The organism is Martelella alba, from assembly GCF_005217455.1.
Lineage (GTDB): Bacteria > Pseudomonadota > Gammaproteobacteria > Enterobacterales > Enterobacteriaceae > Acerihabitans.
This window is the reverse complement of the sequence record NZ_SZPQ01000006.1, coordinates 123,364-135,547: the sequence shown is the minus strand read 5'-3', so window position 1 is coordinate 135,547 and position 12,184 is coordinate 123,364. Positions and strand designations below refer to the sequence as shown.

Genomic DNA, 12,184 nt, shown 5'->3' with positions numbered 1-12,184 from the left:
CGGATTACGCCCCCCAACGGCTGCCGCCCGCCAGCCGGGACAAGGGGCGGTTCCCGTCAAACACCGCCGCCGGCGGATTGTTTTAGCGACCAGTACGTCAACAAATGCAGGCTGGCGGAATAGTAGTCTTCCTGCGGCAAAATATTGCCCGTGACCTGCGCGGCATTGCCCATGATGGCATCACGGATCGCCAGCATTCCCGGCGACAGCATATAGTTCGCCTTTTCATTCGTGAGCACGTCCACCCAGGCGGGGGTGCTCAGCCGATCGAATTGTCGCCAGTAAGCCACATAAGGCCCCAACGCCAGGCTTTTCGGCTGCGCCCAGTTGATGTAAAGCGGAATTCGCACCGCATCAAAACTGAAACGGGACGGCCAGCGGTCGGCCGGGGCCAGGGTGTTGTCCGCGTTAAGCGTGACCCAGTCCGTGGGCAGTTGCGGGGCGCCGAAGCGCATCCGCGCCAATAGTTTATAGCCGTCGGCCGCAAGGTCGTCCCAGGTTTTGAGGTGGCTTTGCCGATAAAACGCCTGCCAGGCCGGAAAGATGAAATAGGACGGATTCAGCGTGACGGAACTGGTGTGGTTAAAACCGGTGGTGCCCGGCAGCAGCAGGGTATAGCCGGCGAATTTGATCACATTGTGTTTGATGATGGCGGCCTGGAGTTTGCCGGAAGCATCGGTATAGGCCGGCTGCTGCCATTTCCGGCCCGCCTGTAGTAGCGCCCAGGCTATCAGGGTGTCGCCGTCGGAGGCGGTGTTGATGTCCGCGACGGGCGGCGTGCCGGCCGGGTCGTAGCGCCAGGAATACAATCCGATATCCTTGCGGTACAAATGCGCGTTGGTCCAGTTCAGCAGCCGGTCGAACGTGGCTTGATCATCATTAAATACCGCCAGGAGCATGGCATAGCCTTGTCCTTCGCTGTGGCTGATATTATGGTTGCCGGTATCGATGATTCGCCCATCGGGCAACAGAAATCGGCTTTTGTAATTGTGCCAGCCGACGCTTTCGGCCTGGACCCCGCCGGCCAGCAGTGCGAAAACCAGACCAAGCAACGGCGCGAGACGGCGTAAAATATTCATAGCCCGATATTCCTTTACTAGAGACCGTTGCGATAGCCGAATGTCATGGCGCCCTCGGCGCCGTCCTGCTGCCAGCGCAGCGCGACATGGGCGGCCCCTCCCTGTTGCCGCAGCCACTCGGCGTAAGCGCCTTCCAAAATGGCCGCCAGACCGGTTATCCACTCCGTTTCCCGCGCGCCCGCGGCGGCGGCCGGAAAAGCATGGTGCGTCAGCGTCAGCGAGTCTTCAGTGGGATGCAGACGCACGAACCCCCAGTCGAAATCAGCCCATAAGGCATTGAGCTTATCCTCAAATTCGCCGACGGTGGCGACGGGCGGCTGGGCGAAACGCCGGGCCAGGTTGGCGCCCATCAAGTTGAGGAATTGCCGCCGGTCCTCATCGCCGGCGTTGTCGGCGATGCCGGAGAAAATGATATCCAGCATATCCTGCCAGCCAGAACGATATTGCCGGCGGCGGTAGTAATCCCATTCCGGCGCTGTATGGAGCATATCCTGCATTCTCAATTACCACCCAATAAATATTTGAAATAGACCAACGCGGTGCTTTCGGAATAATCACCAAATGTATCGTAGCCGACCTGACCGCCCACCAGCATGTTGGTATTGATTTTATAGCTGCCATTGGCATGCAGATTATAACTCACGCCGTTCTCGCTGCGGGCGTCATAATAGGCGGTTGTTGCATAACCGTCCGCCACCAGGGCTTCCAGTTCGCTTTGCAGCGTCTTGTTGCCCGGGAAATAGGCGGTTTTGTCCTGGGTGTAGGATTGGTAGCCCACCGAGCCGCCCAGCGTCAGATCCCATTCGTCGTATTTTTGACTGTAGTTCAGCGGCAACGAAACGCTGATATAATTTTGCGGGCTGAAATAGCCTCCCTGGCCGTAACTGTAGTAGCTCAGGTTTTTATCGTAATCCATAAAGGTCAGATTGACGCCGCTGCGCAATTCGCTGTTACTGTCCTTATAGGGACGCATATAGAATCCCGCCGAAGAGATAATGCCGGTGTTGCTGGGGATGTTGTTGCCCCGGTAACTGTAGCCGCCGATGTTGGCGTACATCCCGGCGTCGCCGTCATCGTAGGAATACTGGATGCTGCCGCCGTTTTTCGTCACCTGGCCCCAGTTTTTGCCGCTGATCTTGTCGCGGGTGCCGACATAAGACAACAGGCTGTCGGTAACCGGCCGGCGTTCGGCGGTAAACGTCAGCTTGCTGAAATTGGTCAGGCTGGGGGACCACTGCACGCCGCCCACCAGAGTGTTCAGGTCCTGGCCCAGCGGCGTGGTGCCGATATCGGCTTTATAGCTATCGCCACTGAGCGCCAGATTGACCTCGGCGCCCGAAGCCCGCTGGGAACCGGGCGAATCGGCGACATAATCGTCGGGATTCACCGTGGTGGTGGTATCGGTGGTCGAGGTGGTGGTGGTCGTAGTGGAACTTTGCGTACCATCGGCATTGGTGGTGGTCGAGGTGGTGGTGGTCGAGGTGCTGCTACTCGCCGACGATTGGGCGGCGGCGGTGGCCGCCTCCACCAACTGGGCCTGTTGCAGCGCGCCGGTGCCGAAGCGGTTGCTGGCGGTGCCCGATGGCGAACCGGCATCCAAAGAGACCGGGGTCACAGTCAGCGCCAGCCGGGAACTGCCGAACGGCACGCCGGAAAGCATCAGCGGCGCCTTGATTTCCGTCAGGTCGCTCAGACCGCTTTCGCCGTCCCGGCTGCGCACGCCCACATTGCCTTGCACCCAGGTGGCGGTTTCATCCTGTACCTGATCAAGCAACTGATTAATTTGTTTGAGGGTTTGATTCTCCGCCGTATCCGTGGGCGCCGGCGTTGCGGTCAACGGCAATGGCGTGGTCGTGTCGGCGCGTTGCCACGGCAAAATGGCGCCGTAGGTTGAGGCGCTACGCGGTGCCGGCCCCGGCGTGCTCTTATTGATAAACGGATTGTCGGCGGTCTCGAGACCGCCAATGATCGGCGCGCCGCCGCTGCCCGCGGCGCTCATACCGATGGCCTGGCCCTTGGCCGAGCGCAGCAGCGCCAGGGCCTGCTGATGATCGCCTGTCGCCTCGGCAATGCGGGCCTCCAACACCAAACGGCTCGGGGTGCGCGGTCCCTGCATACCGTCCACCAGCCGCTTGGCCCGGCCGATATCGCCTTGGGCCAGGGCGGCGTTGGCCGCGCCCTCGCGCGCGCCTTGGTTATCGGGTTCGCGGGTCAGGACGTAATCGTAGACCCGCATCGCCTGCTCGTTCATCTTGCCTGATTGGTACAGCCGCGCCATGGCCAGCATCAAATCCGTGTTCTGCGGATCGTTTTGCAGGGCGACGATCAATTTGTCGTAGGCGGCGGCGTATTGGCCGCGGTTGCGTAAATCATCCGCCTCGTTTATCACCGAACCCTGCCGGATACGGCTAAGCTCGGCCGGCGTGCTGGCGGCGATGATCCGCGGATTGTTCAGCAAGGCATTGGCCTCGCTGGTGAGCCCGGCCTGGGTCAATACCCCGATTTGCGCCGCATAATCGCCGGCGGCGCCGTTGATGCCGGCGCGGGTATTATTGCGCACCAACGACACCGCGGTCGTGGTGTCGCCCAGTTTCATCAGGTCCTGAGCCAGATTGCCCACATCCGCCGGCGCCGAAGGCGGGGTTTGGGCCAGGGCGCGTAAGGTATTAAGCGCAGCGGTATTGTTACCCTGGCGCATATATTGTTCAGCGTTATCCATTTGTTCATTGAAACGGATTCGGGCGGCCAGGTCGCGCATGGGGCGATTGCGACGATTTTCCGGAATGGCCGCCAGCAATTGCGAGGCGGCGGCCCAACGCTGGTTTTCGCCGGCGAACAACGCCGCCGCGTATAAATTGTCCGCCGGGGCGCCGGGTTGACTGGCGGCGGACATCAACGCCTGGGCCTGGGTACCGTCGCCCTGTTTTTGCAGAATGCGCGCCATATCCAATCTGACCCAGATGTTAGACGGCTGCTTTTCCAAGGCCTGTTGCAGCAAATTGAGCGCCCGTTGCGGATCGTTGGCTTCGACCGCCCGGGCCGCCTGTTGCCGCAAAGGATCCACGTTGACGCCCACATACACTTTTGGGCGTTTGTCCGCCGGTATGGTCCGGAGAATCTGCTGCGCTTCGGCGGTTTTGTTTTCCTGTTGCAGGGTATAGTAAAGGCCCAATTTGGCATCGGCATTCTGGCTGTCCTGCGTCAGCGCGGCGCGGTAAGTTTGTTCGGCGCCGCCCAGGTCGTGGCTTCGGCGTTGAACATCGGCGCGGAACAGTTCCGCCGAAACCCCTTTCTGGCCTTCCGCCTGGGCCAGCGGCGCGCTAAGCGAGAGCGCCTTATTCAAATCGCCGGAGGATACCGCGCCCTTGGCCTTATTCAGTTGCCCGTAAAATTGGGCGTCCTTGGCAAGGGCCGCCCATTGGGCGCTGTTCGGGCCGCCCTGTTTCACGGCCTGATTCAGGTAGTTCTCCGCCGCGGAAAAATCACCGTTGCGCATGGCGATATAGCCCAACCCCGCCAGCGCGTCGCCGTCGTTGGGGTTACTGGTCAGCACGGCTTCGAAGCGGCTACGAGCCTCGGCGAGGTTGCCGCTGTTCAATGCGGTATAGCCCTGCCCTTTCTCCACGCCTCCGACGCTCTGCTGAAAATGGCTGAGCACGCCGCTGTCCGTGGGATGGCGCTGCATATAACTGTCATAGACCGGCTTGTCTTCCGGTTTCGGCGCCATCCAGATTAACGCCTGACGCAATGCGGCATCGGCGTTTTTATTGCTGGCCGCCAATGGCATCAGCAATCCAATGCCTTCACGCCGGGTGCTTTCGTCATAAGTGAGAATGCGGCCCAGCGCCAGTTTCGCGGCAGTGTCGTTGGGCTGCCGGCTCAACCGATCCCGTAGGCCGGCGATGGCCTGTGGTCGGGAGGCGGGTATGCCGGCCAGGGTATCGTAATATTCCACCGCCAGACTGTCGGGAGGGGTATCGCCCTGGAACAAGGTCCGGTAACTTTCAATCGCCCGGGCGGCGTTGCCCTGGGCCGCCAGTTGCCGGGCGCCGGCCAACTGAGCCGGCGAGATGGCCTGCATGACACTTGCGCTGTCGAGATTTTGCAACCGGGGATCGTTGGGGGAAACGGCCACCAGTCTTTGACGCCACTGCTGGGCCTGAGCCGTTTTGCCGCTTTGCAACGCGTAGAGGGTAAGCAAATACAGCGCGTCGGCGTTATTGGCGTCCACCATCAGAATTTTTTGCAGCGATTCTTCCGCCAGATCATTATGGGCTTTGTCATGCCAATACGTCGCCTGTTGCAACAGCGCGTTAATGGCCGGGCTATTATCCGCCGCCATTGCCGCGGCGGAATAAAAAGACAGGCCGGCCAGGCACAGCGTTCTGAATGTGAATTTCATATCCCGTTTCCTTTCCTCTCACCCATATGGCCCGTCTTACAAAAATCCGTCCCGTTCTTATTTGTTGGCGCTGTTCGCCAGCCGTTTGGCCGCATGCCGGGCCAACAGAACATAAACACTGGCGCCTACCGCGCCCGCCACCAGCAATGCGCAGAGCGACAGCAGAATAATGTGCTGGCTGGCGTACCAGATAATCATCATGTACCAGGGCATTTCGCCGCGGGGAGACTGCGAGCCCACGATGAAACTCTTGACCCCGTTGTCATCATTAATGACCGCGATATCGCCGCGTATACCGGCGTTAATCTTTGACGAACGCAGATCGGCGTCCAAATACGCCACTTGATCGCTATCGGTGCCGGTCGCCATCACCACGACCCGATTACCGCCCCAGGGCGAGGCGAAACTCAGGAAACCTCGCCAGGCGTCGGTGGAGGCCAGATAACGGTCGGCTTCAACGCTTTGGCGGAAAAAGCGGCCGGTAAAGTACCCCTTGAGCGTATCCGACCAGGTTTCTTCCCGCACCGAAAGCAACCCGTTACGCAAGATGAACGGCGAACCTGCCAGCACATTATCGATAAAGCCGTTTTGCTTGAGGGATGAAACGACCAGGATATCCTTATCCGCCAATTGGGCCTCGTCTCCCCGCAAGCCCAGCTGTACGTCCACATGATTGAGTGGAATACCGGTGGAATTGCCGGCGCGGGCGGCCATGGCCAGTAACGTGGAGATTTCGCCGGCATCCGGTTTGGCGGGCAGCAGCATCACCGTTTGAGAGAAATCCGCCAGGCGGCTGAAGGGAAATGCCGCCCCGACGTAATAGGAAAGGTTTGGCAGCAACGTAAAGTGGTGCGTTCGGCTGAGATCGATAAACGAATCAGGATCGATGCGGCTTTTGATATTGTTGCTGGTGAGCAAGCTGCATGGCGCGTTTGGCTTTGGCTTGATAGAGAAATAGAACTCCAACTGGTTGTCGCCGTAAATAAGATATGGCGCCAATTGCAGGCGATAAGATTCTTGCCGGGTATCACCGCCGAGTTTATGCCAGGCGGTTTCCAGCAATCCCCGTTTATTGACCGGCAGGTTGCGCAGAAATGTGCCGTTGAGGGTCACGCTCAACAGCGAATGATCTTCATCGATCCAGTTTTCAATGGGGAACCGGTAGTCTATCTGTACCGGGATAAAATCGCCGTCCCACAAAAACAAATCCGGCGCGGCGCGAAAGCCGATACGGATACCGTCATGGTACAAGCCGTTGACGGTAAGCGATTCCGCGCCCTGGGCCAGATCCTTGAGCAATACCGGTTTGCGGGTATCGATCCAGCGCGGGGCGTCATAAGGCCGACGAAAAGGGATGGCGGCGTTCGGCACCGTAACCGGTCCCTGCCCTGAGAGCGGCGGCGGCGAGATCAGCCGGTAAGCGGCTTGGCGCAGCTCCATGCTATTGCGTCCCACCACCAGCAGTAGCTTGAACACCGGGTTAAGGGGATTGTCGATCATTTGCAGCGCCGGTCCGGTGACGTCCGGCAACGTAATATCGCCGATTTTCTCTCCGGGAGCGCCGACGATGATGCCGTTTTGCGCCGGCAATTCATTTATATGCACCGGAAAGTCGACGTTGCGATAATTGGAGAGGATGCCGAAATAGGAAGCCAGCATCGCGGCGGCGGTGACGTCTTCCGCTTTGACGGTCTGGCCGAAGATAAATGCCACCGATGAAGAGCGCATGGCCAGCGGATCGAAAAACGGCCGGGGGAAATGCTCCAGATCGCGGCCGATGTCCAGTATCTGGCTGCTTAGCTGGATACTGCTGGTGGGAAGAATCGTCACCCAGTATTTGTCCGACTGATTACGCTCGCATTGCAGCGTATTCTGATCGTTGACGCTGAAGCTGAGATTATTGTTGCCCACCACCATGGCGGCGGGGATATCCAACTGATAAATATTGTTGTCGGGAGAACCGGTCTGACTAAGGGCGACATTGCCGAGATCCTGGCCATTGAGCATCAGCCGCAGGCTGGTATCGCGGGCGGCCAATTCCGGCGAGACTTTCAGCGCCAGGGACAAGTGGGCGGTCGTGACCACCAGGTCGCGCGGCAAGGTGAAAATGATCCCCGATTGCAACTGTCCGCCGCTCAATGTCAGGCCGTTCGGTTGACCCATATCGGCGACGGTAATGGTATCGTCGCGAAGAGGATTGAGTTGCGCTAATTGGCCGGCGGCGCTCTGGTTATTCTGCCCGGCCGGGGGCTGCTGTGAAGCGACGCCGATGACCGGTGGGGGGAAATCCATCGGCAGACCCTTTGATGAGCCGTCGCCGGTCGCCGGCGCGGCGGCGGTCTTGCCGAGCGGCGCGCCATCGGCCGTGGATGGCGACGCGGCCGCCGCGCCATTGCCGCGTGCCGGCATCCCGGCCGGCGTCGGCAGGGGCGGCAAACGGTATACCGGTTTCGCCGACGCGGGGGCGGAGCTGTCCGAGGCCGCCTTCACCGGGGCCGACAGGCTGAATCCCTCCACCACAATCATCACCGTCAAAAAGAGAACAATCTTCCCGATACGCAATGGCATTTAATAGGTTCCGTGTGTTCTTATGTCGCTTCGCCTGATCCATAGGATCGGGCGTTTTTCCTTTTTTGTCCGCGTTCCTTCCAGGTGCTGTAAAACAAATCGAAAATACAGCGCACGATACTGGCGAAAGAATGCAACGGGCGATCGAGAGGCCACGGCGGGATAATCCAGGCATCCGCCCGGGCCAGCACCACCCTGACCAGTTCACGTCGTTTTTCCAGCGGCATTTCGCCGAACATCAGCCGCAGAGCGTTGGCATTGGCGTCTACCAGGCTGGCCGGGATGCAAACCCCGCCGGATTGCAGCAGCACTTCGACTTCCTCTATCTGATCGTACTGATACCGGTCATCGGGCGCGACCAGCCGGACCCCTCCCATGGATAAATCCAGGGTTTCCGTGCGGGACGAAATACCGCTGGCATAATGGATGATGGCCGGGATTTTCACCTCGATACGGATGGTTTTGCGAATCTGCTTGGTTTCTTTGGCGACGGCGATGGCGGCCATGAGAATGATGACGCTCAGAGAGGCCCAAACGATATTGAAAATGATAACCCGCGGATCGACATTGAAATAATCGTGCATCACCGCGCGAACCACCCCGACGGCGATACCCAGCATTAATAGGACCGCCACTATCAGATGGGGTTTGACGATATGAAAATCGAAAAATCCGACGTCTAGCAGCCCGCCTTTGTCGGTCACATTAAACTTGCCATGCTTGGGCGAAATCAGGGTCAGCAGGGTGGGGATCACCAGGTGAAACGCCATGACCGTTTCGTAAATCTCCCCCCAGAAGGTATAACGATAGCGTCCGTTCATGCGCGAGTTGAGATAGATGGCCAGGAACAGGTGCGGCAGCACGTAGGCGAAGATCATGCTGGCCGATGAGGCGATAATGTTCTGGTTGAACAGCAGATAGGCCAGCGGCGCGGTAAGAAACACCACGCGGGGCAGTCCATATTGAAAGTGCAGCATCGCGTTGAGATAGCATAACCGCTGTTGCCATTTCAGACCCCGGCCGAACAACGGATTGTCCAGCCGGAAAATTTGCGTCATGCCCCTGGCCCAGCGGGTACGCTGAATCACATGCAGGCCCAGGCGCTCCGTGGCCAGCCCCGCGGCCAAGGGAATCGACAGAAACGCCGAATTCCAACCAAGACGCTGCAGCTTCAGCGCGGTATGGGCATCCTCGGTGACGGTTTCCACCGCGAAGCCGTCGATTTCCTCAAGGGCGCTACGGCGAATGACGGCGCAGGAGCCGCAGAAGAATGTCGCATTCCAATTATCGTTCCCTTGCTGCACCGGGCCGTAGAATAACGCGCCCTCATTGGGCATTTCCCGCGCCGCCGACAAGTTGCGCTCGAAGGGGTCCGGTGAATAAAAGTAATGGGGCGTCTGGATCAGCGCCAGCCGTTCGTCTATCAGAAAACTGCCCATCGTGGCTTGCAGGAAACCGCGGGTCGCCACATGATCGCAGTCGAACACGCAGATATATTCGCCTTTGGTGATGGTCATGGCGTGGTTGAGGTTGCCCGCCTTGGCGTGCTTGTTATCGCTGCGGGTAATGTATCCTACGCCGGCATCGGCGGCGAAAACCGCGAATTCGCTGCGCTTGCCGTCATCCAGGATGTAAATCTTCATTTTATCGGACGGGTAGTCGATACATTGGGCCGCCAGAACCGTATCCCGGACCACATTCAGGCTTTCGTTGTAGGTGGGAACGTAAATATCCACCGTGGGCCATAGGGACATGTCCTCCGGCAGCGGTTCGATTTTCCGCTTTAGCGGCCATGTGGTCTGTAAATAGCCGAGTATCATTATGGTCCAGGCGTAAAGCTCCGCCATAAACAGGCCGATGCCCAGCACCGCTTCCACCCACGAATTGAAATGCAACGTCGAGGTGGCGCGCCAATAAATGTAACGAGTGGACATCAGCATTGACATCACCACCATGATGACGTTGATTCGGTGGCTTTTGTTGATGCCCAGCACCAGCAATAACGCAATGCTCAACAGGCCGAAAACATATTGCTTGTCGCTGTCCATCGGTGTGATGACGATAATGACCACCAGCGGCAGCAGCAATAACAGCAATAGTGAAAAGATAAGCTTGTTCATGCCTGCCTCCGAGCGAGTTATTTGATTCCTTGGCCAGGCGAGGCGTAAAACTCGCCGTCGCCGATTTTTACCCCGACAATGGAGGCGACTTTTTTGCTGATAAGCTCAATATCAAACGCGGCGGCGGAAACCGGACTGAATTCGATAATGGCGCGTTGCGACGCGTTCGCTTCCGGCACGCATTCGTCCCGATGGACGATGCCTAACAGGCGTTCCCCTAACCGTTGCTCGAAAAACTGGGATACATCGCGGCTCAGATTCCGGCGGCTGTCGCTCTGATTAACCACGTAATATTCACCGTGTTGGGTATTCATCGCCGTGCCTAGGAATTTGTGGCTTTCCATTTGCGGCAGCAGGGATAACGAGGCGGTATCGGCCAGCATGACCACAATGTGCAGATCCGCCAGTTCCCTGGCGGCTTTTAGCGCCGGAACCGGACCTGGCGGGAAATCGGCTATCACCACCAGGCCGGGATAATTCAACACGGTATTCAAACCGCGTCGCAAAAAATGGGGATCGTGGCTCAAGGCGTTCTCGAAGGCCAGTCGATCGGCCTCTTCCACTTCGCCATAGGGCAGTACAAACAAATTGGCGTCCGCCTTGAGGATAAATTGGCTCCAATCGACGGCCGTGGTCGCCTGGGCCACGTAGCCCCGGGTATCGGAAATGGGCACGCCGAAATGTAAACGCAAGGCATTTTGCACATCAAAATCAATAACCAGCACTTTGCTGCCGCTTCGGGACAAGGCATAGGCAAGATTGGCGCTCAGAGTTGTTTTTCCCACGCCACCCTTCGGCGAGCAGACGCACACTAACGGCATAAAGCGATATTCTCCAAAAGGAGTGAAAGAGGCATATCCCGTTCGGACAGGGTTCCGTCCGCGGGGCGGGATTTGCGGCTGAATAATTGATCGAAACGCACGGGTTGTTCCGGTTCGTCCCCGGCGGCGAAAGGCGGGTTCGGGGACGGCGCTGTGGGTCGGGCGCGGCCGGACTCGCCAAACGGGGCCGCCATGGGGCCGGCTTGCCGCCAAGGTTCCGGGGCGGAGGGCCGGGCGTGGCCGGACTCGCCAAACGGGGCCGCTTGCCGCCGAGGTCCTGGGGCGGAGGGCCAGGCGCGGCCGGGATCGCCGAACAGGGCCGCCGTGGGGACGGCTTGCCGCTGAAGTTCCGGGATGGCGGGCCGGGCGCGGCCGGGATCGCCAAACAGGGCTGCCGCGGGGCCGGTTTGCCATTGTGTCGGCGGGTTTCGGTTAGCCGGCTTTTCGTCCGGCGGGACGGTGTCAATGTCGGCAACGTCGACGGGACTAAAAGTTTTACGTCCAGTATCGAACAGCGGCTCGCGCACAGCGGCGCCGTTGAAGTCCCGGCCAGTCGCGTCGGGCGTGTTTCCCGCCGCGGCCGGCGTATCGGTCGAAGGTCCCGAATCCGTGGCGGCGGGCAGGAGTTTATCCAGCGCGCTTATCAGCGGGGATGTGGGAAATATCTTGCCGACAGCCGGGGCCGGGGCGCTTTCAAGCCCGGACGGATGCGCCGCTGACCGGATGTCCTGCCGCGGAAGCTGTACCGGGGCGGGTTTGTCCGCGTCCGGCATGGCGAATTCCTTTCGGGAAACTGGGGTGGGGGTGGGTTGTGTCGACAATCCTTGTTCCAATGGATGAAAAGGCTCATCGGCCGATGCCACCTGTTTGATAATGGCCCAGTTCTTCGATGCCTTATGAGGGTTATTTTCAGCGATTTCCTTGTAATCGAACCCTTCCATGTTCAATTTTTCTTTGAACCGCTTGATGTCATCGTAATTATTCATACTAAGCCTCATATACTCGTCATACTTCACGTTGCCTCTTTGTTGGCTGCGTTCGCTCACCCCAGTCACAGAGTGGGCCATGCCCCTGGAGACGATGAGAACATCCTGTTTCTCCTCGGAGGCCCGCCGGGGCGGTTCAAATCCCTTCCCGACGAATGTGTCGCTCCCTTGCTGCCGCGATGCAACTCGAGGTAATTCGCGTATAGGT

General features: G+C 59.0%; 7 protein-coding genes. All 7 read right to left on the bottom strand.

The features are described 5' to 3' along the window. Nucleotides 1-56: 56 nt before the first annotated feature. From FCN80_RS07305 to FCN80_RS07275, 7 genes are read right to left on the bottom strand one after another with little or no spacing between them, the layout of a single operon-like run. The gene (locus FCN80_RS07305; protein WP_136989475.1) at nt 57-1,079 is read right to left on the bottom strand and encodes a family 8 glycosyl hydrolase; all 1,023 of its coding nucleotides are present in this window, start codon (nt 1,077-1,079) and stop codon (nt 57-59) included. Nucleotides 1,080-1,096: 17 nt separating this feature from the next. Continuing rightward, nucleotides 1,097-1,567: a cellulose biosynthesis protein BcsD gene (gene bcsD / locus FCN80_RS07300; protein WP_170975337.1), complete on the bottom strand. Its 471-nt coding sequence runs from the start codon at nt 1,565-1,567 to the stop codon at nt 1,097-1,099. 11 nt (nt 1,568-1,578) lie between these two features. Next, nucleotides 1,579-5,481: a cellulose biosynthesis protein BcsC gene (locus FCN80_RS07295; protein WP_136989471.1), complete on the bottom strand. Its 3,903-nt coding sequence runs from the start codon at nt 5,479-5,481 to the stop codon at nt 1,579-1,581. 57 nt (nt 5,482-5,538) lie between these two features. Next, nucleotides 5,539-8,049 (bottom strand): cellulose biosynthesis cyclic di-GMP-binding regulatory protein BcsB, encoded by a 2,511-nt coding sequence (gene bcsB, locus FCN80_RS07290; protein ID WP_136989469.1) that lies wholly within the window; start codon nt 8,047-8,049, stop codon nt 5,539-5,541. A gap of 20 nt (nt 8,050-8,069) precedes the next feature. Then, complete coding sequence (gene bcsA / locus FCN80_RS07285; protein ID WP_136989467.1) at nt 8,070-10,169, bottom strand: UDP-forming cellulose synthase catalytic subunit; 2,100 nt, start codon at nt 10,167-10,169, stop codon at nt 8,070-8,072. Between the two features lie 17 nt (nt 10,170-10,186). Beyond that, nucleotides 10,187-10,990: a cellulose biosynthesis protein BcsQ gene (gene bcsQ, locus FCN80_RS07280; protein ID WP_136989465.1), complete on the bottom strand. Its 804-nt coding sequence runs from the start codon at nt 10,988-10,990 to the stop codon at nt 10,187-10,189. Beyond that, nucleotides 10,981-11,976 carry a cellulose biosynthesis protein BcsO gene (locus tag FCN80_RS07275; RefSeq protein WP_170975336.1) on the bottom strand — a complete coding sequence of 332 codons (996 nt, stop codon included), beginning with the start codon at nt 11,974-11,976 and terminating at the stop codon, nt 10,981-10,983. Before FCN80_RS07275 ends, bcsQ begins: the two co-directional genes overlap by 10 nt. Between the last annotated feature and the right edge of the window lie 208 nt (nt 11,977-12,184).